The organism is Hominisplanchenecus faecis (genome assembly GCF_020687205.1).
Classification (GTDB): domain Bacteria; phylum Bacillota; class Clostridia; order Lachnospirales; family Lachnospiraceae; genus Hominisplanchenecus; species Hominisplanchenecus faecis.
In genome coordinates this window covers 1-25212 of the sequence record NZ_JAJEQE010000036.1, presented here as the reverse complement: position 1 = coordinate 25212, position 25212 = coordinate 1, and the positions used below count along the sequence as shown (strand labels likewise).

The window sequence follows — 25212 nt, the reverse complement described above, 5'->3', positions numbered from 1 at the left end:
CATATCCTCCTTGACTTCTCACTTTGTTGTGTGATGAGTTTTATAGCAAGTGCTGATGCCTGTTTTCAAAACTCCGCCAGATATCAGCACTTATTTTCTACACTTTACTATAGTACCTTGTTAAAAATTAGTCAAGCCTTTTTCCAAGTTCTGGAAAAAGGCTTGCAGAACCGAATTTATGCTTCTTTATTCAGATCGTCCTGATCAAATGTATCTTCAATCGGGGCACCTGCCGGAACCATCGGAAATACTTTGTCGTCGCAGTCGATCACACAGTCGATCACAACCGGTTTGCCAAGTGCGATCGCTTTTTCAACAGCCGGTGCGACTTCTTCTTTTTTCGTTACACGGATGCCTTCTGCACCAAGTGCTTCTGCCACTTTCACAAAATCCACACCGTCATTCAGAATGGTCTGTGAATAACGTTTTCCGTAGAACAGTGTCTGCCACTGGCGAACCATACCGAGCACATGGTTATTGATGACAACCTGAATGATCGGGATGTTGTATCGGGCTGCGGTTGCAATCTCATTCATGTTCATACGGAAACATCCGTCTCCGGCGATGTTCAGTACCACTTTATCCGGTCTGCCCACTTTGGCTCCGATTGCAGCACCGACACCATAACCCATGGTGCCAAGTCCACCGGATGACAGGAAGGTACGCGGATCTTTGTAACGATAATACTGTGCAGCCCACATCTGATGCTGTCCGACATCGGTTGTGATGATGGCATTTCCTTCGGTTACTTTATAGATCTGCTCGATCACATACGGACCGGTCAGACCTTCTTCATTGTATTTCAGAGGATGCTCTTCGGAGATTGTCTCAATCTCTTTGATCCATTCTTTATGCTCATGTTTTTCAATTCTCTGATTGAGACGTGTCAGCACTTCTTTGAGATCTCCGATAATACTGCAGTCTACCTGAATGTTTTTGTTGATTTCTGCCGGATCGACATCAATCTGGAGAATTTTGGCATTTTTTGCAAAACGGCTGGCATTTCCGATGACACGGTCACTGAACCGGGAACCGACCGTGATCAGCAGATCACATTTTGTTACACCTAAGTTGGATGCTTTTGTTCCGTGCATACCCAGCATACCCATGTAAAGCTCATCGGTGCCGTCAAAAGCACCTTTTCCCATCAGGCTGTCTGCAACCGGTGCGTCTATCTTTTTCACAAACTCCATCAGTTCCTTGGAAGCTCCGGATATCACAGCACCTCCGCCGACAAATACAAACGGCTTTTCACTCTCATTGATCAGCTCAATCGCCTGTTCCAGATCTTTTTCTTTGATATACTGTGTGCTGCGTTCTACCGGGATCGGCTCTTCTTTTACATACTCAGTCTCTGCTGCGGTCACGTCTTTTGTGATATCAACCAGAACAGGACCCGGTCTGCCTTCCTGTGCAATGCGGAATGCTTCACGGATGGTATCTGCCAGTTTTGTGATGTCTTTTACAATATAGTTATGCTTTGTGATCGGCATCGTTACACCTGTGATATCAATTTCCTGGAAACTGTCTCTTCCAAGCAGCGGAACGGCTACGTTCGCTGTGATGGCAACCATTGGGATTGAATCCATATATGCGGTTGCAATACCGGTTACCAGATTCGTGGCTCCGGGACCGGAAGTTGCCATACATACGCCGACTTTTCCGGTTGCTCTCGCATATCCGTCTGCCGCATGAGCAGCACCCTGCTCATGGGATGTTAAGATATGATTGATCTCTGAACCATGTTTATATAATGCATCGTATACATTTAAAATCGTGCCGCCCGGATAACCGAAAACAGTGTCTACGCCCTGCTCTTTCAGGCACTCGATTACGATTTCTGAACCATTTAACTTCATCCTGCTATCCTCACCTTTACTTTCCTTACTGTTATGTTTCTCTTATTTTGCCCAGGTATAGAATGTGCTCCGGCACATTCTCCGTCTGCGGTGGCCCGCCTTTGCGACATAATTCTGCACCACCGCAGTGCGATCCTGCGGAGCTTCCATTCTTGTTTCAGAATTATTTTTCTGAAACAAGAATAGCTCCTCTGTTACCGGAAGTTACCATAGAAGCGTAACGTGCCAGATAGCCGGTCTTTACCTTCGGCTCTCTCGGTGTCCAGCCAGCTTTTCTTCTTGCCAGCTCTTCATCAGAAACAGCCAGTTCCAGTCTGTTTTCCGGAATGTTGATCTTGATGATATCGCCTTCTTCTACCAGTGCGATCGGACCGCCGACTGCTGCTTCCGGTGATACGTGACCGATGGAAGCTCCTCTGGACGCACCGCTGAAACGGCCGTCTGTGATCAGGGCAACCGTGGAACCAAGTCCCATACCTGCGATCTCAGAAGTCGGATTCAGCATTTCTCTCATACCAGGACCGCCTTTTGGTCCTTCGTAACGGATCACGACAACATCGCCTTCTTTGATCTTTCCGGAGAGAATAGCCTCACATGCATCTTCCTCACATTCAAAGACTCTTGCCGGACCTTCATGTACCATCATTTCAGGCACAACGGCAGAACGTTTTACAACACTTCCGTCCGGTGCCAGATTTCCGGTCAGGACAGCCAGTCCGCCGGTCTTGCTGTACGGATTTTCTACCGGGCGGATGACTTCCGGATTTAAGTTTACGCAGTCTTTGATATTCTCGCCTACGGTCTTTCCGGTAACGGTCATGCAGTCGGTGTGCAGCAGACCAAGTTTATTTAATTCATTCATAACGGCATAAACACCGCCGGCTTCATTCAGATCCTCCATATAGGTCGGGCCTGCCGGTGCCAGGTGGCAGAGGTTCGGTGTCTTTGCACTGATCTCATTTGCAAATGTGATATCGAAATCCATGCCGATTTCATGTGCAATCGCTGGCAAATGCAACATGCTGTTTGTAGAACATCCCAGTGCCATATCCACGGTCAGAGCATTTAAAATTGCATCCTCTGTCATAATGTCGCGTGGACGGATATTCTGACGGTACATTTCCATAACCTGCATACCTGCATGTTTTGCAAGACGGATACGCTCGGAATATACAGCCGGAATAGTTCCGTTTCCACGAAGTCCCATACCAAGTACTTCTGTCAGACAGTTCATGCTGTTTGCAGTGTACATACCGGAGCAGGAACCACAGGTCGGACATACTTTTTCTTCGAATTCACATACATCGTCTGCGGTCAGTTTGCCTGCAGAGTATTCTCCGACTGCTTCAAACATACTGGAAAGGCTGCGTTTGCGTCCCTTCACATGACCTGCCAGCATCGGGCCGCCGCTTACAAATACGGTCGGCACATTGATACGTGCGGCTGCCATCAGAAGTCCCGGTACATTCTTGTCACAGTTCGGAACCATGACCAGGGCATCGAACTGATGTGCCAGTGCCATTGCCTCGGTAGAATCTGCGATCAGATCTCTTGTTACCAGAGAATATTTCATACCGATATGACCCATGGCAATACCGTCGCAGACTGCGATCGCCGGGAATACTACCGGTGTACCGCCTGCCATGGCAACACCCTGTTTTACTGCATTGACGATTTTATCCAGATTCATATGACCCGGAACGATTTCATTATAAGAACTTACGATACCAACTAACGGACGCTCCATCTCTTCCTTTGTCATGCCAAGAGCATTGAACAGAGAACGGTGCGGTGCCTGCTGGATCCCTTTTTTTACATTATCACTTTTCATTGTAACATACCTCCATTTATATGATGCCGGATTCGGTTTTATACGCGTTCTGCAATCAGATCTCCCATCTGAACGGTTCCGACTTTTGTGCATCCTTCCGACATGATATCGCCTGTGCGGTATCCGTCTTTGAGTACCTGTTTTACCGCTGCTTCGATCGCATCTGCCGCTTCATCCAGATCCAGTGAGAAACGCAGCATCATGGCAGCGGAAAGGATCGTAGCGATCGGGTTTGCCAGATCTTTGCCTGCGATATCCGGTGCAGAACCGTGGCTTGGCTCATACAGACCGAATTTTGTTTCATTCAGGCTGGCGGAAGAGAGCATTCCGATAGAACCGGTCACCATACTTGCCTCATCGGAAAGGATATCTCCGAACATATTCTCGGTCAGGATGACATCGAACTGTTTCGGGTCACGCACCAGCTGCATGGCACAGTTGTCTACCAGCATATGCTCCAGTGTGACATCCGGGTAATCTTTTGCAACGTCTTCCACAACGGATCTCCACAGTCTGGAAGAATCCAGAACGTTTGCCTTATCCACACTGGTTACTTTATGGCGGCGTTTTCTTGCAATGTCAAATCCACGGACAGCGATACGGCGGATCTCATTCTCATCATAAGAAAGTGTATCAACGGCTTTGCGTACTCCGTTCTCCTCGGTTGTGTGACGCTCTCCGAAATACAGACCGCCGGTCAGCTCACGCATGATCATCATATCAAAACCGTCACCGATGATATCATCACGCAGCGGGCAGGCCTCTTTTAATTCTTCGTACAGGTACGCCGGTCTTAAGTTTGCAAACAGATTCAGCTCTTTGCGGATTTTTAAGAGTCCTGCCTCCGGACGAAGGTTCGGTGCCAGTTTGTACCACGGGGAGGTTTTTGCATCTCCGCCGATGGAGCCCATCAGAACGGCATCGCTTGCTTTTGCGGTTGCGATCGCCTCATCTGTCAGAGGCACACCATGAACATCGATGGATGCTCCTCCCATTAAAACTTCTGTATATTTTAATTCAAAACCATATTTTTTTCCTGCCGCATCCAGCACTTTCTGTGCTTCACGCACGATTTCCGGTCCGATACCGTCGCCTGGAATGACTGCGATGTTGTAACTCATATCCTTTTCCTCCGTTCTCATCTGCAGTTTTGCATATGCCTGCATATCTCTGCATACATCCTGGTAAAGTATTGTTCTTGTTTTTCTCTTGAAACTTTACCGCTTTAATTCTATATGATAATGCATTTTGGTACAGATTTCAACCTTAATAACAACAAAAAAAGCGGCTATCCGTCATTTTCCTTACGACAAATAGCCACTTTTTCAAAAATCTGAACTATTTTATTCTCTTATCTACCGAAATTCTTCTCTTTTTTACGGCAAAAGACAGTGCCATCCAGATCCATGCCGCCACACTCAGCACCGTACCGGGAATGATCCACGGGCTGATATAATGCATTTCGACCGTATGCTCCCCTTTTTCAAGAAAGATCCCGGTATAAGCAACACTACTGGCGAAAGATTTTTCCTTTTTTCCATCAACAAAAATGTGCCATCCCCTGCTGTATGGAACCGCCAGCTGCAAAATCTTATCTTCGGATACGCTGATCCTGCCCTTGATACAATTTGTACTCTGTTTTATATCTGTCATAGATTCTTTTCGCCGCTTTTTTGTCTGTTCTTTGATAAAACTTTCGGAAATACCATAAATTTCCATCTCTTTCAGCTTATAAGTATGTGATTTATGAAAATGCAGGCTGCAGGTTCCCGCCTGCCTGATGCCAAGATTGACTGCGATCACATCCCGTTTCATCTTTTTTTCATTGCTCACTGCACACATCGGAATCTCCTGCCTTGCTTTTTTGCTTTGCACGGAAAGCATATGTTTTTTTCTTACTTTTAATCTGGAAGAGAGGTCTTTCAGCACCAGATAAGTCTCTGACTTTTCTTCTGTCTGAAACTTCAGTTTCATTCTGCCTTGTTTTTTCCCTTTTAACGTTCCATTTTTCCAGGATGCCCGATCCTCTCCTGTAATTTTCAGATTTCCACCTATAACAGCACCATCAGAAGGACTCTTTCCTCTTTCAAAAGTCTTCCCCTGTTTTTCCAGGATTTTTTCAGCATCGTCATCTAAAACAGCATATTCCAGAAGTGCTGCCTGGCACTCAAGCGGCGTCAGGCGGTCATAATCTTCTCTGCTCATGATCTTGTCATACGTGTATCCGACTGGCAATGCATCCTTATTGACCGTGATTCCTTTTTTATCAGCCTGATAACGGACACAGAGCATATTTTTAAGGATCTGACGGTTTTCCAGACCTTCCATGACATTCGGACGTTCATATTTTGCCATTCCAAGTGAAACATAGAGATCTTTCATGGATTTCGGAATTACACTGTAATAAAACTCTGTTGTGTTGATATTTGCTGCCAGCGAGCAGTTATACAGGGAGGACGGCAGTTCCACCCGATAAAATCCGTCTTCCGCAAGCTTTGCATTCTGCACATTTTTTACGGCACGGTTCAGTAATACGGACTCCGACACGCCTCTTTTTGTAAAACGTGCGGCATAAGAATATCCGACCGGTGTAAAGAAGGTGATGAGATTGCAGCAGACACCGGCAAACACAACGAAAGACACCAGACATCCCGCCAGTCTTTTTCTCTGCTTTCGCTCCAGAATCGCTCCAAGTGCAAATGCCAGAACGGTCACTGCAAGAGCTGCGATTGCATATCGCATGGCTTTTCCGTTCGATGCGGATAATGCTGCAGCAAGGATGCCCGCTGCCGCTCCAAGGATCAGGAATATTTTTGTATTCTGTTCTTTTAAATCTGCAACCTCCTGAGCTGCCATCAGTGCACATAAAAACGCCATGCCGTAACTCCAGCGGTTTGTCACATAAGCAAAACCATTCATCATTTTTCCGCCAAACGGAATACAGAGCAACACAAGCAGCACGACAAATCCGATCTTCAGCTGGCAATTTTCCCGACTCCTTTTTTTTGACGTAAAGAGCATCAGCACACCGGCAAGACCGCCGATCGCCGTTCCATGTACTGTCCAGCCGTTCGTCATCGGAAGTGTCTGGAAAAATCCGAGGATCATTTTCCGGTAGTGTGCAATGCTGTAAAAGTTCTGTGCCTCTTCCACCGCAGTGTCCACTCTTGCATTGTGAAGAAAGGCATAGACGGACGGCAGAATGATCACTGCTCCAAGGCATATGCCCCAGATCCACGCCGCCGCCATTTTTAAGATCAGCAGTAGGATCTTTCTGATCCCGTATTCCCGATAATGTCCGAAAAGCCGTACACACAGATAAATGCCGCACAGTATGGTGTTCATGTACATGAAATAGTAGTTGCTCATAAAGGCAAGTGCCACCGATACGCTTAAAAAGCGGATGCTTTTCTTTTGCAGGACTTTCTCCGTTCCGGCAAGCAGCAGCGGCAGATACAGCATACCATTTAAAAACAGCGGATGCTTCATTCCACCGATCAGTGCAAAACTGCAAAATACATACAGCCAGGAACCACACAGTACAGAGGCTTTTCTTTGAATCCCGGCCGTGCTGCAATAATAAGAAAAAGTAAGGCCTGAAAGATACATCCGAAACAGAATCAGAAACATATACATCTGATCCAGATGGTTATCCGCAAAAAATACGGTCAGCAAATTGACGGGATCCCCAACGCCGTAATAGTTCAGCGTCCCGATCACATCAAACCCCTGTCCAACCGAAAAATCAACCATCGGCAATGCAAAATTTCCATGTAAAAACTGCCGCAGCGTATTACGGATCCACATCAGCACTGCATAATGCTGTGCCACACCGTCCACCATTTTGGTAAAAGATGCATGTTCCTTTGCAAAGATCAGTAATAATAAAAGTGCCGCTGCCAGAAAACCGGCTGTATACATGCAAAAATACTGCACGTTCCCTTTCCTGCATTTCTCTTTTTCTCCCATTTTCTTCCCCTCTTCTTTATTTTCCCTTTTGGTTTCCTTTTGTAAGAAAACAGTGATAAACGGTTCTGCGATTTCTGTTCGTCTTTCCGGTTTCGCAGATATTCCGTACTTTTCTGCAGACTACTACGTATTTATAGTATTGTCAATAGCATCTGGAAAGCTTTTACATTACTTTTACATTATGCATTAATGTTGTTTATCTTTCTTACTTTTTTATGAAGATTTGAACATCATATTGTAAACAAATGCTTCTGTATACATTTGCAAAATACTTTATTAACTTAACTTACAAAAGTGTCGCAATACAAAAACGGGGAGGCTGCCCTCCCCGAAATGTTGTTGTAAAATGGATCCGGATACAATCCATCTTTCATCTTTTTCTTTTATAATTCTGCTTTTATAATTCTAACTGATATCCAGAAATTTCTTTCCAGCCATGGTTACCAAATACATCCTCTGCATATACATTCTCTATGCGATAGGTACCCTTTTCTTTGTTTACGCTGCCTTCGTAATATCCTGTTTTTTTATTATATTTCATTTCGATTTCCGTCTCTACTGCTACCGGATGATCTGTGCTGACAGGCCCTTTTAAAGTCAGTGTTACTCTTTTGATGCTGCTGCCGTCCGTTACTTTTATACGGCAGCTGATCTTTCCACCTTTTTCCGTGTCTGCCACTTTTTCTACCTGCAACGTGTCAGCGTGAATTTCCGGTTTTTTATGATCTGCCTTGGTCTTCCGGATCTTAATATTTCCTTTTGAGAGATCACTTCCCGGATAGGACCGGTTTCCAAGTTTGTGGTTATAATACGCATACCAGGATGCGTAGATATCGTCAAAAACACGATTCACATCAATACTCCAGATACGCCAGGTTCCCTTCTGCATTCCCTTTTCTACTTTGAAATTTCCAACCCATCTGCCGCTGCTCTTTTTATACTGAAGCGGTACGTAGTACACCTGCGTTGACGGTGAATCATAGCACACGTAAACATTTTTCATCTTTCCATATCCCCTGTTTACGATTTTCATGCTGATTTTGCATTTATCTCCCGGCTTCAGATTTTTACTGCTGACTTTTACATCCGATACCTTAAGATCATACTTTTTTCTGCTTTTTGCCGAGGTCGGAAGAACCAGAAGCATGGATGCACATAAAAACAGTATCAGAAATGCTGCGATTTTCTTTGTTCGTTTCATAATTTATATAGCCCCTTTTTACGATATTTTTATTTTTCTGTATTCGCTTTCTTTTCATGCTACATCATCCATTTCCTTCGCATGTATGATATGTAAAACGGCCGTTTATATTACCCCCCTCTTATGTGCTCAGCCGTTTATTACCTGATATTTTCCACTATTTCTGTCACTCTCCTGCTTTCGTGGATATCTTATTTTTACAATACTAGATTTTTATAGTATTGTAAATAGCATCTGAAAACCTTTTACATTACTTTTACATCAAATCCTTTTTTATTCCTTGATCGACACTGTTTTATAAGGGATATTATTCTTTTTTGCATATTTATATGCCGCTGAATTTTTCACACAGTAAATTTTTTTCACGCATCCATCACCTTTTCCAAATGCATTTTTTCCAATATTTTTCACTGTAGCCGGAATATAAATTTTCAGATTTCTGCACCCTGCAAATGCTTCTTTTCCAATTGTTCTGACCTGATTCGGAATACTAATTTTTTCGAGATCAGTGCTCCCCTTTAAAAATCCCGCTTTTATATATTTTAATTTTGATGGAAGCTTTATAGTTTTCAGTCCACTTATCTGATATATGTTTCCCGTATACACAGACTTTCCTGCCAGATAAATCTTTCCTATCGTACATTCAGATACAATGCTCTTACTGTTTTTCTTTGTAAAAGTGGATGGAAAGGTAATCGCTTTGAATGTACATTCATCAATCTGAATTTTCCTGACAGACTCTGGAAGAATCAAATGCACTCTTCCCTGCGGAGGATCAAATTCTCCATGGAGTGTAACTTCCGTTACCGGTCTTCCAAGAATCTCTGCCCTTACTTTTACTTTTCTTCCATCTTCCATATTTCCATTGTTTTCATCAAATGCAACGACTGCATAATCATCGGTTTCCATCCGATACTGATACACCACCTTGTCTATCACCACCGCATAGTCATACTCAGATGTCTCCGGGCTTCTCTTATTGACAAAAACATCTGTTTTTCTTGGTTTTGCAATCGGTTCTCTTTCACTTTCTGTCTGTTTTTCTGTCTCCTGTGGTATATCATCTTCTGAAATTCCAAGGCTTACACTTAAGTCTGACAAATCTTTGCGGATTGAGTTTTCAGGCTGGTAATATCCGTATGATTCGCATTGTGAATTATAATAAAAAATTTCATTTCCGAACAGATCTGCCGCTGTTATACCTGCCACCAGATACTTTCCTTTTCCCTGTGTACTGCTTCCTTCGTAATAGCCTGTCTTTTTATTATACTTCATTATAATACTAATATCCGGTATCAGCTTTTTACCTTCTTCCGGTCTTTTTGCAAAGATAATTCTGACAAAAGAAATACCACTGTTGTCCGTTACCTTTAGTCGGCAATTTATTATTCCGCCCTTTGCCGTAACCTGCTCGTTCCAGGTTTTTAAATTGTTCCATCTTATCTTCGGTTTTTTATAATCCGCTTTCGTTCCACTAATCTGGATATTTCCCTTTGAAAAATCCGCACCTGGTGTAATCAATTTATCTAAATTTTTGTTATAACAACTATAATGATACTCTTCATCATAATTTTTATCTGCTGTAACACACCAGATCTTCCAGATCCCTTTTTCCATTCCTTTATTTACTGTAAAATTGCCCGTCCATCTTTTACTTTTCTTTTTATATTTCAGCAGAACATCATAATACTGACGTTTCGGTCCCTGATATGTAACAGTCAAACGTTGAATTTTCCCTGTTCCTTTGTTTTTAACCTTCATGCTGATTTCACATTTTTCTCCTGCTTTCAGCTTCTTTTTATTGACTTTCAAATCTGAAAACTGAAGGTCATAACGGCTCTTTTTTCTGGCAGCAGATACAGGCATTACAGACAACATCGAAACACATATCAACAATAACAACATAGAAAAACCAGATTTTTTCACTTTATAAAATTCTCCTTTTTGTTTCATTTGACTACATCTCCTCTTTTTTATATAGTGTTATTCTAGTATTTTACATTTGTTACCCTCTGGAAGGCATCCGTTTCATTACTTTCTGTTTTCAAGTGAATATTGCAAGCCATAACAATGTATCCGTCTTCATCCAGCCCCAGTGACTCCACTTCGTATTTTGTATGTGTATTGTGCATATCAAACGTAATCATATCTTTTGGGCTAAACATTTTCTTTCCATTATAGGTAGTATATGAACCATTCAGATCATATACTGCTATTTTACTTATTGTTAGAGTGCTGTCGTTCATTGTCTGGAACAATAAACCTTTAGATGGTTCATAATGAAATATCCTGAACATGCTTATATGTCCATTTTGTATTTATATAAAACTCGTTTGAAGAATCATATTTTACTGTCGGATTAGCTGTATTCTGGCCTTCCAGAACCCCAATACCGAATCGTGCTCTTTGATTTTCCGGACTATCTCCTACGCGAATCAGATAATGATAATTACTATAAAAAGCAAGTGCCGGAATTTTCTTTTCAGATTTAAATATAACTTTCCGATCCCAGTCACCTTTAAACCCACGTGGTACACGAACAATATAATTCTCCCCATTAAGTCCGTTAGACACCCCAAACAACAAATTAGAATTGCTACATGTCATACAGTTCCCATGTCCCAAAAGTCCTTTAGGAGTTGTATATCTTAAAGAAACTTTGTCATTAACATCACTGCAATAATGTACAACACTGTACTCATTTCCGCTTGCAGTTTTTAATCCCCAAGCTTTCTTTCCGTCAATTGCCATACAACCAAAATTAGTACAATTTTTTACATTCACTACGTTTTTTACCATTGCCAACGTCTTTACTTTTCCTTTAATATTTGCCATACTATCTCCTTTCTGTACTTCATTTACTTGTTATTTGCACCTTAGCATGAAATAGTGTTATTGTCAATCTTATTTTTATTAAATATGTTTATTTTTTTCTATATAATATAAAATTATTATTTTTTTGTTAAATAAAGAGAAAAAATATTTATATTCGCAAAATTTTATATATAAACACAAATTTTAACAAAATATCGCTCAGGAAATTCTCAATTGTAAGGTAGAATAGGCGGGTGAAATTTTCATCCCCCTCATCAAACCGTGCATAAGTTTCTCCCTCACACAGCTTTCCGACATTCTTCTTTCTACAGCATTACGTCATGCTCTAGCCATTTTCTTTAATCCTTTTCCATAAATGCTATTTCTTACAAATCCCACCTTTGACATACAATTATGTCTCTGGTATTTCTTGTTATACCATCTTGTAAAAGTGCAAATAATGTAGCAGTCTAGTGCCGCATCCACTTTTCGTTTCTCTTGGCGGAATGATACAATTGCTCGCCCCGTTTTCAAGGTTACTTTATCCACTCGCTTAGCACCCTGTATTACTACACGGCTCACTGGCGATTATCGTGACCGGACTTACACTGGCAAGTGTAGTCCAGCTTTGCTGGAGACACGCATAAAAAAAGTACAGAAACAATTCCCACGTCTCTGTACTTTTTCACATCTTTTATTTGCTTTCTTCTGCCTTTTCTACTTCAGCGATTGCTGATTTTTTCATTGGAATACGGCAGTTTTTGTTGCTTCCGAATTCTACGATCACGTCTTCGTCTGTCAGATCGATCACAACTCCGTAAAATCCGCTTGTTGTAACAACGCTGTCACCTACTGCAAGGCTTGCCAGCATTGTGTCCAGTCTTTTCTGTTCCTTTTTCTGCGGTCTTACCAGCAGGAACCACATAACTGCACAGATCACCACGATGTAGATCAGGGTGAATCCCAGTCCGCCTGCTGTTGAAGATGTACTTAATAAATTCATATTTACCTCCTGGTCATGCGTATTTCGCTTAAATTTCGGGCTTTCCCGAAAAAGTGTCACTAACCTATATCATACACAATCCTTGCCTGTTATTCAAGCATTATTTTCAAATCCTGACAGTTTTTCTTTTTTAAATGCCTTATAATTGCCGGCTTCAATGGCATCTCGGATTTCTTCCATCAGATGATTGTAAAAATACAGGTTATGCAGCACACACAGACGCATGCCCAGCATTTCTTTTGCTTTCAGCAGATGTCGGATATACGCCCTACTGTAGTGACGGCATGCCGGACACTGGCATCCTTCTTCAATCGGCTTCGGATCCAGCTCATATTTTGCATTGAACAGATTCAGCTTTCCATGATTCGTGTAGACATGGCCATGGCGGCCGTTTCTGCTTGGATAAACACAGTCAAAGAAATCAACTCCCCGGTCTACTGCTTCCAGAATATTTGCCGGTGTACCAACCCCCATCAGATAAGTTGGCTTATCCACCGGAAGCTCCGGTACGACTGCATCCAGAATACGGTACATCTCCTCATGGCTCTCACCGACTGCCAGGCCGCCGACTGCATATCCGTCCAGATCCAGCTCACGGATCTGCTGTGCATGCTCGATACGGATATCTTCGTAGATCGCACCCTGGTTAATACCAAAGAGCATCTGATGCTGATTGATCGTATCCGGCAGGCTGTTCAGTCTTGCCATCTCTTCTTTGCAGCGATGCAGCCATCTTGTCGTACGCTCTACCGAACGCTGGACATATTCTCTTTCTGCCACACTGGACGGACACTCATCAAATGCCATGGCGATCGTGGACGCCAGATTAGACTGGATCTGCATGCTCTGTTCCGGTCCCATGAAAATCTTTCTGCCGTCTACATGGGAATTGAAATATACGCCTTCTTCTTTGATCTTTCGAAGACCCGCCAGCGAAAATACCTGAAATCCACCGGAGTCTGTCAGGATCGGTTTGTCCCATACCATAAATTTATGCAGTCCGCCCATCTTTTTTACAACCTGATCACCCGGTCTTACGTGAAGGTGATAGGTGTTGGACAGCTCCACCTGTGTGCCGATCTGCTGCAGATCCTCGGTCGATACTGCTCCCTTGATTGCTGCTGCCGTTCCGACATTCATAAAAACAGGGGTTTGTATCACGCCATGCACGGTGTGAAACTCACCCCTTTTTGCGTTGCCATCTCTTTTTATCAGTTTATACATGATTTCCTCCAATTTCATTCGAATGCATACAAACTTTGGTGCATCCTTACGTCTGTTCAAGTATTATAGCCCTATTTGGAGGATTTTTCAAGTAGTTCACCGGGGAATCATCCCCGGTGTCCCGCTAAAGGCTGGATTGGCTGACTACCATATAAATAGAAGCAGAACTCTTTCCGGTCTGGAAATATCCGGCAGGATTACATATCTTCTGTTAAAATCCCATGATCACGAAGCAGTTTCTCAATGACGGTTCCTTTTACCACTTTGATGACCGGTTTTTTCAGTGCGTTCAGCGGTCCAGGCAGCTGGATCTCCAGCGGTGATTTGCCATCCATCAGTTTGACGGAACTGTCAAGCAGTTCACGGATATCGTAAACGCTTCCCCATACTTCCGGTACGCCGCGGTCCACACCAAGCAGTCCGTAAACAGCCTCCATTGCGGTTCTCACTGAATACTCGGTTGTGAAGACGGTATCACGCGGAGTCTCTGCGAACTGTCCGAGGAATGCGAAGTTTGTACATCCATCCGGGATGACATCCGGTCTGTCACCTTTGGTTCTTGGCATGAAAAATGCAGTGATATACGGCATCATCGTCGGTACGCAGACAGCACTGTTCTCTGCCAGTTCCTCGATCTTGTCGGTTGGAACGCCCAGGTGATACAGCCATTCTTCGGTAATCTCTTTTCCGGTACATTCTTTCATCGGTTTCTTGATATAATCGCCCGGCACATCCGTAAACAGTCCATATACCCATACGCAGACTTTTTCTTTGTCCTGCTCTTTGAACTGTCCCTGACGGTTGATCGTCCAGCTGAGCAGCCACTTGGAGTCCTGACAGCTTACAATTCCTCCGGTTACCACTTTTCCGCTTCTCGGATCACGTTTGCAGATGTTTGTGATATACGGAATGATCTTGTCATCCAAAGTCGTGATCGTTGCTGACTCCCAGTTTGTCTTCTCGATATCCGAGCAGAATTTCTCCGGATGTCCAAAAGACGGATCCTGTTTTGCAATGTTTTTCCACAGATCCCAGCATCCGCTTCTGCGTACTTCTGCATCTGCATCCGGTGCATGGTTCTGATCTCCGTAAATGGTTCCTTCCGTACAGCTTCCGTTTGTGACAAAGACAAGGTCATCTTCTGTCAGGAGAATATTGTCCTCTTCTCCGTTCACTTTGCATTCAATCGATGTTGCGATCTTTTTGCCTTCTTTAAAGGTAAATACAACGTTTGTCACTTCGGTGTTGAACTGGAAATCTACGCCTGCTTCTTCCAGATATTTCTGCATCGGCAGGATCAGGGATTCATACTGATTGTATTTGGTAAATTTCAAAGCACTGAAATCTGGCAGTCCGGCGATGTGATGAATAAATCTCTGGAAGTAGAGCTTCATTTCCAGTGCACTGTGCCAGTTTTCAAATGCAAACATCGTTCTCCAGTACAGCCAGAAGGTGGAATCAAACACTTCGTCATCAAATACATCTTCGATTGTTTTATCATAAAGATCTTCGTCTTTTGTCATGAACAGTTTCATGATCTCCATGCAGCCTTTCTGGCTTAAATTGAACTTGCCATCGGTATGTGCATCTTCTCCACGATTCACAGTTGCTCTGCAAAGAGAGTAGTTCGGATCTTTTTTATTCAGCCAGTAATATTCATCCAGAACAGATACGCCCGGTGTTTCGATGGACGGAATGCTGCGGAACAGATCCCACAGGCACTCGAAATGATTCTCCATCTCTCTGCCGCCTCGCATCACATAACCGCGGGACGGATCAAAGATACCGTCACAGGCCCCTCCGGCGATATCCATTGCTTCCAGAATGTGGATATGGGATCCTTTCATCTGCCCGTCTCTTACCAGAAAGCAGGCTGCTGCCAGAGATGCCAGTCCGCTTCCGACAATGTAAGCATTTTTGCCATCGACACCTTCCGGTTTTTCCGGTCTTGCAAAAGCTTCGTAGTTGCCGTTGCTGTAATAAATACCTTTGCTGTTCTTTTCATATTTTCCACGCTCGGTATTGCGGTAATCTTTTCTCTCGTCTTCTCTTTTTTTGCTTATCTCTTTCTGTTTATGCTCATTTTCTTTTGTTTTCTTACTCAGAAGCATCGCTGCTCCGGCTCCGGCTGCTGCTGCTATCGTATATTTTAACCCTTTTTTCATATTGAATGCCCACCTTTCCAATGTTTGAGGCTAACCTTCCTGCCTCCGCCATCCTGTCTTCTTTTTCTTTGGAAATTTCCTGTTTCAATCCAGTTCTTTCTGAATTGCCTACATTCTAACATTAGTATGCCCGGGATTCTATTGACAAAACAGGCCAGATGATAAAATTTTTGTCATCTGACCTGTTTTGTAAGCTTTTTGCTGTGATTTTGTACCTTACTTGTTGCAGTACAAAACTTCACTGATATTTATCTGCGGATGGACTGTGCCATTCTGTGATACTGATGGCGGATTCCGCGGATCACGGTTCCGTACACCATAATATTTTCCGGCAGTGCCATTCCCACGTATCCGGAATCACCGATATGGTGGATGTCGGTTCCTGCCATCTTGCACTCCAGTGCGATGCGTTTGATCGTATCGGTGTCCGCACCTTCCTGAGAAGTTCCGATCGATGTGATCGTCAGTTTTTTCAGGCTGTGTGCATAACTGATCAGTTTCCGCACATATTCGGTCGTGATGCCAGGCACGGTTCCCGGTGCCGGCAGCAGAATGATATCGGCTCCTGCCTCTGCAAACTGGCGGATATCTTCTTTCGTGATGATGTTCTCGCCGCCTTCGCCGATGATACCGGAGGCATGCATTTTCCCGGCCGCCAGCATGATCTTTTCTCCAACTGCCTCTGAGATTGCTTTCAGGGAAGAAATGATCGCCGGATTGCTCACTCCATTTCCCGGATTGCCGGTCAGAACGATCAAATCCACGCCCATTTTCTGAGCCTGAATGGCATTTTCCACCGTTGCATAACGTCCGGCACTCATCTCCCACAGGTTCTCTTTGTTATCGGAAGCATAGCTTTCTTCCACCGGTTCCAGATTGATGCCGACCATACGTCCGGTCAGACGTTTTACTTCTCGTACCGTCTCTTCTTTTTCCACTTCCGGCAGTGCCATGATTTTTGGCTCCTGCACATCAAACATGTTCAGAAGGATCAGGTCTGCTCCCATGGAAGCTGCAAACTCTGCATTGGTCACATCGGTAAGCAGAGGAATCGTGATGCCGATCGTCTCACTTGCAAGAACCCTTCCCTCGCTGCCTGCGATCGCTTCGATCAGTTCACTTTTTGTTGCATGCGTCATTTCTTCTGCTGTCATATTCAAAATACGTTTTGCCATATCAGATTCTCCTTCTTGCTTTGCTGATAAAAAGCGAAAAAAATCTGCCCGAAGACAGATTTTCTTCTATCATGTTCCATACAGTTTCCTGTATTTTATTCTTGCTCTTAATCCGGCATATCGCCTGCTTCTCCGGAAGACTCGCCAAGTGTGATCCACTTCAGGTAAGCATTGATAAACAGGTCAATACCGCCGTCCATCACGCTGTCCACATTTCCTGTTTCTGCATTCGTTCTGTGGTCTTTTACCATCGTATACGGCTGCATGACATAGGAACGGATCTGGTTTCCCCAGCCAATCTCCTTGACTTCACCGCGGATACCGGAAAGCTTCTCTGCATTCTCCTGCTGCTGCAGCAGATACAACTTTGCTTTCAGCATCTGCATCGCTTTGTCTTTGTTCATGTGCTGGGAACGCTCATTCTGGCACTGAACAACGATGTTGGTCGGCAGATGGGTGATACGGATCGCCGAGGAGGTCTTGTTGATATGCTGACCGCCGGCTCCGCTGGAACGGTAAGTATCGATACGCAGATCTTCATCCCGGATCTCGATATCGATGTCTTCCTCAATATCCGGCATGACATCGCAGGATACAAACGAGGTCTGTCTCTTTCCAGCCGCATTGAACGGTGAGATACGGACCAGTCTGTGGACACCCTTTTCGGATTTGAGATAGCCGTAGGCATTTTCTCCGTTAACCTGGAAGGTAACGGACTTGATGCCCGCCTCATCGCCATCCAGATAATCCAGCACATCCACTGCAAAACCATGTTTGTCCGCCCATCTGGTATACATACGGTACAGCATGCCCGCCCAGTCGCAGGACTCTGTTCCGCCTGCTCCCGCATGGAGCGTCACGATCGCATTATCCTTATCGTATTCTCCGGATAACAGTGTTTTTATACGGATATCATCATAAGTTTTCCTGAAATCATCCAGAAGATCCTGAATCTCTGGTATCAGAGATTCATCGTTTTCCTCTGCTGCCATCTCGATCAGAGTTTCGATCTCATCAAACTCATCTTTTAACTTGGCATAAATGGCGATATCGTCTTTCATGCTCTTTAAATTTTTCATGGATTCCTGTGATTTTTCCGGGTTATCCCAGAAATCAGGAGCTTCCATCTCTCTTTCTAATTCCTGGATACGCTGCTCTTTGTTAGCCAGGTCAAAGTGAATCCCTCACTTCCACTAATGGTTCCTTAAAATTGTTTAATTCATACTTAAACTGATCTAATTCAACCACTTGCTTCACCTCTTTCTTTTTTATTTTCAGTCACTGCGAGGTGTTTATTTCTTTCTTCCGCAGCACTGTTTATATTTCTTTCCGCTTCCGCATGGGCACGGATCGTTTGGATAAATCTTCTTTTCTTCACGTTTCTGAGGTGCATTCTGTACGGAATCATCTTTGTTTGTTCCGGTTACTTTTGCAACTTCTTCACGTTCTACTTTCTGTTCCATGCTTACATGGTACAGAAGCTTCAGAGTGTCTTCCTGGATTGCCGCAGACATTGCATCGAACATCTCGTAAGCACTCATCTTGTATTCTACCAGAGGATCTTTCTGACCGTAAGCCTGAAGTCCGATACCCTGACGCAGCTGATCCATATCGTCGATATGATCCATCCACTTGCGGTCGATGACTTTCAGAAGGATCACTCGCTCCAGTTCACGGATCTGTTCCGGTTCCGGGAACTCTGCTTCTTTCATCTCATACAGCTTCACAGCCTGCTCTTTGAGCATCTGTTTGAGCTCATTTTTCTTCATTTTCTGTGAAATCTCAATCTTCGGCAGCGGAATGATCGGGATCAGAAGTCCGTTCAGTTCCTGAAGATTCCATTCTGAAGTATCCTGATCATCAGAAATGCACATATCAACGGTATTGTCCACGATGTCTGTGATCATCTTGAAGATGGAATCACGCATACTCTCTCCGTCCAGAACACGGCGACGCTCTTTGTAAATGATTTCACGCTGCTCGTTGTTGACCTGGTCGTACTCCAGCAGGTTTTTACGGATACCGTAGTTGTTTCCTTCGATCTTCATCTGTGCTTTCTCGATTGCACTGGAAAGCATTTTGTGCTCGATCTGCTCGTTTTCTGCAACACCGATGGATTTAAAGATGCTCATCAGACGCTCGGAACCGAACAGACGCATCAGGTCATCTTCCAGCGAAATATAGAATCTGGATTCTCCCGGGTCACCCTGTCGTCCGGAACGTCCACGCAGCTGATTGTCGATACGTCTGGATTCATGACGCTCGGTACCGATGATCTTCAGACCGCCGGCTGCCTTTGCCTCATCATCCAGCTTGATATCGGTACCACGACCGGCCATGTTCGTTGCGATCGTAACGGCTCCGTGACGACCTGCCTCTGCTACGATTTCAGCCTCCAGCTCATGGAACTTCGCATTGAGGACTTTGTGCGAAATGCCGCGTCTCTTTAACATGCCGCTCAGAAGTTCGGATGTCTCAATGGTGATGGTACCAACCAGAACCGGCTGTCCCTTTTCATGGGCTTTTTCAATTTCATCCACAACGGCATGGAATTTTTCTTTTTTGGTCATGTATACCGCATCATCCAGGTCTTTACGGAGAACCGGTCTGTTGGTAGGGATCTCAACTACGTCCATTCCGTAGATATCACGGAACTCTTTTTCTTCGGTAAGTGCAGTACCGGTCATGCCGGCTTTCTTTTTATATTTATTGAAGAAGTTCTGGAATGTGATCGTTGCAAGTGTCTTGCTCTCACGTTTTACCTTTACATGCTCTTTTGCCTCGATTGCCTGATGCAGGCCATCCGAGTAGCGTCTTCCCGGCATGATACGTCCGGTAAACTCGTCTACGATCAGTACTTCATCATCTTTTACTACATAATCCTGATCACGGTGCATCAGACTGTGTGCACGCAGTGCCAGGTTGATATTGTGCTGGATCTCCAGGTTCTCCGGATCGGAAAGGTTATCGATCTGGAAGAACTGTTCTACTTTCTTAACACCATCCTGTGTCAGTGTTACGACTTTATCTTTTTCATTTACGATATAGTCACCGGTCTCTGTGATCTCCTCGCCCATAATGGCCGACATTTTAGTCACTTCACCGCTGGCTTCACCACGCTCCAGCTGTTTTGCCAGAATGTCGCAGACTTCGTACAGTTTTGTGGACTTGCCGCTCTGACCGGAAATGATCAGCGGTGTACGTGCCTCGTCGATCAGGACTGAGTCCACCTCGTCGATGATCGCATAATGCAGATCTCTCTGAACGAGCTGTTCTTTATAAATAACCATGTTATCACGCAGATAATCGAAACCGTCCTCGTTGTTGGTGATGTAAGTGATATCGCAGTTATACTGTTTACGTCTCTCTTCACTGTCCATGGAATTCAGTACACATCCAACGGTCAGACCAAGAAACTCATGGACTTTTCCCATCCACTCAGAATCTCGACGTGCCAGATAATCATTGACCGTTACTACATGAACTCCTTTTCCTTCCAGAGCGTTCAGATATGCCGGTAAGGTAGATACAAGTGTTTTACCTTCACCTGTTCTCATCTCTGCGATACGCCCCTGATGCAGAATGATACCTCCGATCAGCTGTACACGGTAATGTTCCATATTCAGTACGCGTCGTGCAGATTCACGAACGGTAGCGTATGCCTCAGGAAGCAGGTCGTCCAGAGTCTCTCCTTCTGCCAGTCTTTTTTTGTATTCTGCTGTTTTGCCTCTCAGTTCTTCGTCAGAGAGCTCTATCATTGTCGGACGCAGTTTTTCAATTTTTTCAACCAGCGGCATAATTCGCTTTACTTCACGTTCACTATGCGTACCGAACATTTTCTGAAACACATTCATTGTCTATATTCTCCTATCACATTAATTACCTTAAAAACAGTTCCATTCTATCACTTTATCACTTCATAGACAATTAAATTTTTGTAAATAACCTATGAACAGCGGATAAGAACTTAAAAAGTTGCCGCAGACATGCGTTCACCAAAAAATCTACGGCTGAACTGTGCATCCTGCGGCAGCTATTGATTTACTTTACTGTTTTATTTCAGATGGTGTAGCTCTTTTATCCGGTCGATCCTAGCACTCCGGCTCGATCAGTCCATATGTATTTCCTTTTCTCTTATACACAACGTTGACTTCGTCTGTATCTGCATTACGGAATACAAAGAAACTGTGTCCGAGCAGTTCCATCTGTACACATGCATCTTCCGGGAACATCGGTTTCATACCGAACTGTTTTGTACGGATGATCTTTACTTCCTCTTCTTCACCTTCGTTCTCTTTTTCGATGAATTCTTTGCGGAGGTTTCCTCCGTCTTTATGTTTGCCTATAATTTTTGTCTTATATTTACGAAGCTGTCTTTCAATGACTTCTTCCACAAGATCAATAGAAACATACATATCATTGCTTACCTGCTCTGAGCGGATGATATTTCCTTTTACCGGAATGGTTACTTCGATTTTCTGTCTGTCTTTTTCCACGCTCAAAGTTACAATAATCTCTGTCTCAGGAGTGAAATATTTTTCAAGCTTTCCAAGCTTTTCTGTGACTGCACTTCTTAACCCCTCTGTCACTTCGATATTTTTTCCACGAATTGTAAAACGCATGATACCCAACTCCTTTGCATCTATATTTGCAGTTGAAACTGCTATGTGAACATTATAGCAATTTTCCACAATATTTTCAATCACTTTTGCAAAGTTTTTAGTTTTTTTATACTATCTTATGAATTCTCATCCAAATTGGCGGCACACACACGCAGAACTTCCCGGTAAGGCATACTTCCCCCAAAGAGATCCAGGGCACTTCCTATCGTAACATCGATGTGATCTCTGCCAAGTTTTTTCAGTTCCTGAAGATCTGCAAAACTTCCCACGCCACCGGCATAGGTGACCGGTATGCCCTGCCATCTTCCGAGCATATCTGCCAGTTCTCTTTCGATTCCCTGTGCTTTTCCTTCTGCATCCACTGCATGCACCAGAAATTCATCGCAGCAACCGGAAAGTTCGTCAAGTACCTTCTCGCTTAACTTTACATCGGTAAACTTCTGCCAGCGGTCTGTGACGATAGAGTATCCGTCTTCTTTTCTGCGGCAGCTTAAATCCAGCACCAGATGTTCTTTTCCGACTGTCCGAAGCAGCTTTTCCAGATTTTCTCGGTAAAAAACGCCGTTTTTAAATACAAAGCTGGTAACGATCACATGAGAAGCTCCGGCTTCCAGAAAATCTTTCGCATTCTCATCGGTAATGCCGCCTCCAACCTGCAGTCCTCCTGGATACGTCCGAAGTGCCAGCATGGCCTGCTCTTTTGTTTTTTCATAAAACGGAGAATCTTTTGCATTCAGCAAAATCACATGTCCGCCGCTTATCCGGTCTTTCTGATACATCTCTGCAAAAAATGCCGCATCCTGTGTAGACACAAAATTTTCCTTTGCCTGATCTCCTTCGTCTCTTAAGCTTCCTCCTACGATCTGTTTTACTTTTCCGTTATGTATATCAATGCATGGTCGAAATCTCATACGTTTCTCCTCTTTTTCTGTTATTCAGATCCGACTCTCGAAAACTGACCCTCGATTCCTGTCGTCTCTTTGCATGTTCCTGTCAAAATTGCTATGCATCTGCACGCTGGTCTGATCATTGTACCCACACAGAACCTCTGACGTTTTCATTATAGAAAAGCCTGTTTTCTTTGTCCAGCAGATATTCTCCAGATTTTTGAGAATTGCTTTGTAGCAAAATAATTTTCGCACATCTGGCTGTAAATCCAAAAAAGAAGCCACAGAGGCAGCGTTTCTGCCCCCATGACTTACCTCAGCGAATCCTCATCTTTACTCGGTCATACGACTGCGGCCGGTTGTCTCACCGGTCAGGTCATCAACCACATCTCCGACTGCATCACCTGCATCACGGACGATATCGCCTGCATCATCGAGTACTCCATCTGCTCCGTCTGTGCGGCGTGACTGTGAAGTGTCCGACTGGTTTCTGTTCTTTTTTGTGCTGTTATTTTTCTGTGTGTTGCTTTCTGCCTGTGTACCGCTGCTTCCGTTCTGCATATTGCTTTCCGCCTGTGTACCGCTGCTTCCGTTTTGCATATTGCTTTCCGTCTGTATACCATTGCTTCCGTTCTGCATATTGCTTTCGCTTCCGTTCGTTGCCGATGTATTTCCGTTTCGGTTGCTGCATCCTGTGATACCGGAAAGTGCACAGACAATTCCAAGGACTGCCAGCATGCTTCTTACTCTTCTCATAGTCTTCTCCTTTTCTTTGCTTTTTCGGAGCTTCTTATGCCCATCCTTAATATGCATCCTGTGTACTTTTTTTATTCATGTTCCTTCGTGTCGATTTTGATTTTCAAAGCACACCCATTGTTATCTTCATTATTCTTTCAGGTTGATATCAAACCGGATTCTTTTTCGGAAAATCCTTCTGCAAAACTGTTTTCCGTCAAATGGGATCAGCGGATAGAGATAACTTTCTCCGGATACTGTACGGTTCAGAAGCAGACTTAAGAACGTAATCACCAGACCTGCCGCATATCCGGCAAGTCCGAAAACCGCCGTCAGGATCAGCAGCAGAATCCGCATAAATTTCAGGGCGTATCCCAGTTCATAGCTTGCCTGCGTGTAATTTGCGATTGCCACAAATGCCATATATAACATCGTCTCTGCATTAAACCACCCGGATTGGACTGCAAATTCACCGACAACAAGACCGGCGATCACACTGAGTGGCGTTGTCAGCATACCCGGCGTATTAATCGCTGCCAGTTTCAGACCGTCGATTGCAAATTCCAGGATCAGCAGCTGTGCAAAGAGCGGAACATAGACATCTCCACTTATTTTAATAAACGCAAACTGCGGTGGTATCCACTGCGGATTCTGTAAAAAAAGCAGCCAGGTCGGGGTCAGAAGCAGTGTCAGCAGTGCTATGACAAACCTTGTAACACGAAGATACGTGCCGGTCACCGGCGGAAAATAAAAATCATCGGCTTCTTCCATAATGTCAAACACCGATACCGGAAGGATCATAACTGCCGGAGAGTTATCCGTTAAAAGCACAATTTTCCCATCCAGGATCTCAGCTGCTGCCGTATCCGGACGCTCCGTATATTTAAATTTCGGAAATGGATTGTACCACTTATGTGGATAAAGACATTCTGCAAGACTCTCCTGGTTCATTGCCAAGGCATCCGTTCTGATCCGCTCCAGCCTTTTTTCGATCTGCTGCAAGAATCCGGAATCTACCCGATCTTCCATATAACACAGTACCACATCGGTATGCGAAGTGCTTCCGACATTTTTCATCTCCATGGACAGTTTCGGATTGCGGATTCTCCTTCGGATCAGTGCTGTATTGGATACGATGGTTTCCACAAAACCATCCCTTGGTCCTCGCAGTACTTTGTCTTTGTCCGGCTCTTCGACACTTCGCATCGGATAGGTACGACAGTCCATGGCAAAGCATCTGGAATACCCGTCAATAAACAGACACATCACGCCCGATAAAATCTGCGTTGTGATCTGCTCACAGTCCTCTAAAAGTTCAACTTCTACATAGGGCATGGCATCTTTTGACAGCTCTTCGCTGTCTTCCGGCAAATCTTCCGGGGTCACAGAATAAAAGAATTCCAGTAACTTTTCCACAATGCTCTCTTTTAAAAATCCATCCACAAAGTAATAGACTGCTTTTCGGTCTGCTACCATCGTCGTTCTGCTGATGATGTCAAAATTTTTGTCCGTCCGCAGAATCCGGCGGAAATATTTCTGATTTTCTTCCAGGCTTGTCGATAGCTTCTGCTGCACATTTTTCACCTCTTCTTATTACTCACTATCGTGATTATTTCCATTTTTCTGTGTTTTATTCTTTTAGACCTCCATTCGTGAACTACCCATTGTCTAAAGCCAATGGGCTTCCTGCTTCGCAGACCTCGTAACCTACTATCTCCACAGGCGTT

At 44.1% G+C, this 25212-nt stretch carries 18 protein-coding genes; all 18 read right to left on the bottom strand.

The features are described from left to right. Nucleotides 1-176: 176 nt before the first annotated feature. Complete coding sequence (gene ilvB, locus LKD42_RS10365; RefSeq protein ID WP_248835641.1) at nt 177-1859, bottom strand: biosynthetic-type acetolactate synthase large subunit; 1683 nt, start codon at nt 1857-1859, stop codon at nt 177-179. Between the two features lie 163 nt (nt 1860-2022). Next, complete coding sequence (gene ilvD, locus LKD42_RS10360; protein WP_248835640.1) at nt 2023-3690, bottom strand: dihydroxy-acid dehydratase; 1668 nt, start codon at nt 3688-3690, stop codon at nt 2023-2025. 38 nt (nt 3691-3728) lie between these two features. After that, nucleotides 3729-4811: a 3-isopropylmalate dehydrogenase gene (gene leuB, locus LKD42_RS10355; RefSeq protein WP_147631073.1), complete on the bottom strand. Its 1083-nt coding sequence runs from the start codon at nt 4809-4811 to the stop codon at nt 3729-3731. Nucleotides 4812-5028: 217 nt separating this feature from the next. Continuing rightward, complete coding sequence (locus LKD42_RS10350) at nt 5029-7659, bottom strand: YfhO family protein (RefSeq protein WP_248835639.1); 2631 nt, start codon at nt 7657-7659, stop codon at nt 5029-5031. Nucleotides 7660-8056: 397 nt separating this feature from the next. Beyond that, nucleotides 8057-8860: a DUF4832 domain-containing protein gene (locus LKD42_RS10345; RefSeq protein WP_248835638.1), complete on the bottom strand. Its 804-nt coding sequence runs from the start codon at nt 8858-8860 to the stop codon at nt 8057-8059. Nucleotides 8861-9133: 273 nt separating this feature from the next. After that, the gene (locus tag LKD42_RS10340; RefSeq protein WP_147631069.1) at nt 9134-10813 is read right to left on the bottom strand and encodes a leucine-rich repeat domain-containing protein; all 1680 of its coding nucleotides are present in this window, start codon (nt 10811-10813) and stop codon (nt 9134-9136) included. A gap of 35 nt (nt 10814-10848) precedes the next feature. Continuing rightward, nucleotides 10849-11025, bottom strand: coding sequence for a hypothetical protein (locus LKD42_RS10335; RefSeq protein ID WP_248835637.1), 177 nt, complete (start codon nt 11023-11025; stop codon nt 10849-10851). 109 nt (nt 11026-11134) lie between these two features. Further along, the gene (locus LKD42_RS10330; protein WP_248835636.1) at nt 11135-11695 is read right to left on the bottom strand and encodes a hypothetical protein; all 561 of its coding nucleotides are present in this window, start codon (nt 11693-11695) and stop codon (nt 11135-11137) included. 673 nt (nt 11696-12368) lie between these two features. Further along, nucleotides 12369-12677: a preprotein translocase subunit YajC gene (gene yajC, locus LKD42_RS10325; protein ID WP_022119010.1), complete on the bottom strand. Its 309-nt coding sequence runs from the start codon at nt 12675-12677 to the stop codon at nt 12369-12371. Between the two features lie 93 nt (nt 12678-12770). Continuing rightward, a complete protein-coding gene (tgt, locus tag LKD42_RS10320) occupies nt 12771-13901 on the bottom strand; it encodes a tRNA guanosine(34) transglycosylase Tgt (RefSeq protein WP_022119009.1) in 1131 nt (376 codons plus the stop codon). Nucleotides 13902-14098: 197 nt separating this feature from the next. Continuing rightward, entirely contained in the window at nt 14099-16066 is a 1968-nt protein-coding gene (locus LKD42_RS10315; RefSeq protein ID WP_248835635.1) for an oleate hydratase, read from the bottom strand. A gap of 248 nt (nt 16067-16314) precedes the next feature. Then, complete coding sequence (locus tag LKD42_RS10310; RefSeq protein WP_248835634.1) at nt 16315-17241, bottom strand: DUF7916 family protein; 927 nt, start codon at nt 17239-17241, stop codon at nt 16315-16317. A gap of 107 nt (nt 17242-17348) precedes the next feature. Continuing rightward, a protein-coding gene (gene prfB / locus LKD42_RS10305; protein ID WP_408610701.1) for a peptide chain release factor 2 occupies nt 17349-18489 on the bottom strand; the annotation gives its coding sequence in 2 pieces (ribosomal slippage) (nt 17349-18425 and nt 18427-18489; 1140 coding nt in all). A gap of 44 nt (nt 18490-18533) precedes the next feature. Then, entirely contained in the window at nt 18534-21095 is a 2562-nt protein-coding gene (gene secA, locus LKD42_RS10300; protein WP_022119005.1) for a preprotein translocase subunit SecA, read from the bottom strand. 237 nt (nt 21096-21332) lie between these two features. Beyond that, entirely contained in the window at nt 21333-21863 is a 531-nt protein-coding gene (hpf, locus tag LKD42_RS10295; protein WP_022119004.1) for a ribosome hibernation-promoting factor, HPF/YfiA family, read from the bottom strand. Nucleotides 21864-21979: 116 nt separating this feature from the next. Continuing rightward, on the bottom strand, nt 21980-22774 hold the full coding sequence (hisA, locus tag LKD42_RS10290; RefSeq protein ID WP_147631063.1) for a phosphoribosylformimino-5-aminoimidazole carboxamide ribotide isomerase: 795 nt from the start codon (nt 22772-22774) through the stop codon (nt 21980-21982). Nucleotides 22775-23083: 309 nt separating this feature from the next. Continuing rightward, on the bottom strand, nt 23084-23506 hold the full coding sequence (locus LKD42_RS10285; RefSeq protein WP_248835633.1) for a hypothetical protein: 423 nt from the start codon (nt 23504-23506) through the stop codon (nt 23084-23086). A 129-nt stretch (nt 23507-23635) separates the two neighbouring features. Further along, nucleotides 23636-25069 carry a spore germination protein gene (locus LKD42_RS10280; protein WP_331464870.1) on the bottom strand — a complete coding sequence of 478 codons (1434 nt, stop codon included), beginning with the start codon at nt 25067-25069 and terminating at the stop codon, nt 23636-23638. Nucleotides 25070-25212: the final 143 nt, after the last annotated feature.

Bases quoted from the DNA above. Each gene is read 5' to 3' on its own strand.
- ilvB (WP_248835641.1), bottom strand. From the start codon at position 1,859: ATGAAGTTAAATGGTTCAGAAATCGTAATCGAGTGCCTGAAAGAGCAG.
- ilvD (WP_248835640.1), bottom strand. From the start codon at position 3,690: ATGAAAAGTGATAATGTAAAAAAAGGGATCCAGCAGGCACCGCACCGT.
- leuB (WP_147631073.1), bottom strand. From the start codon at position 4,811: ATGAGTTACAACATCGCAGTCATTCCAGGCGACGGTATCGGACCGGAA.
- LKD42_RS10350 (WP_248835639.1), bottom strand. From the start codon at position 7,659: ATGGGAGAAAAAGAGAAATGCAGGAAAGGGAACGTGCAGTATTTTTGC.
- LKD42_RS10345 (WP_248835638.1), bottom strand. From the start codon at position 8,860: ATGAAACGAACAAAGAAAATCGCAGCATTTCTGATACTGTTTTTATGT.
- LKD42_RS10340 (WP_147631069.1), bottom strand. From the start codon at position 10,813: ATGAAACAAAAAGGAGAATTTTATAAAGTGAAAAAATCTGGTTTTTCT.
- LKD42_RS10335 (WP_248835637.1), bottom strand. From the start codon at position 11,025: ATGTTTAGCCCAAAAGATATGATTACGTTTGATATGCACAATACACAT.
- LKD42_RS10330 (WP_248835636.1), bottom strand. From the start codon at position 11,695: ATGGCAAATATTAAAGGAAAAGTAAAGACGTTGGCAATGGTAAAAAAC.
- yajC (WP_022119010.1), bottom strand. From the start codon at position 12,677: ATGAATTTATTAAGTACATCTTCAACAGCAGGCGGACTGGGATTCACC.
- tgt (WP_022119009.1), bottom strand. From the start codon at position 13,901: ATGTATAAACTGATAAAAAGAGATGGCAACGCAAAAAGGGGTGAGTTT.
- LKD42_RS10315 (WP_248835635.1), bottom strand. From the start codon at position 16,066: ATGAAAAAAGGGTTAAAATATACGATAGCAGCAGCAGCCGGAGCCGGA.
- LKD42_RS10310 (WP_248835634.1), bottom strand. From the start codon at position 17,241: ATGGCAAAACGTATTTTGAATATGACAGCAGAAGAAATGACGCATGCA.
- secA (WP_022119005.1), bottom strand. From the start codon at position 21,095: ATGAATGTGTTTCAGAAAATGTTCGGTACGCATAGTGAACGTGAAGTA.
- hpf (WP_022119004.1), bottom strand. From the start codon at position 21,863: ATGCGTTTTACAATTCGTGGAAAAAATATCGAAGTGACAGAGGGGTTA.
- hisA (WP_147631063.1), bottom strand. From the start codon at position 22,774: ATGAGATTTCGACCATGCATTGATATACATAACGGAAAAGTAAAACAG.
- LKD42_RS10285 (WP_248835633.1), bottom strand. From the start codon at position 23,506: ATGAGAAGAGTAAGAAGCATGCTGGCAGTCCTTGGAATTGTCTGTGCA.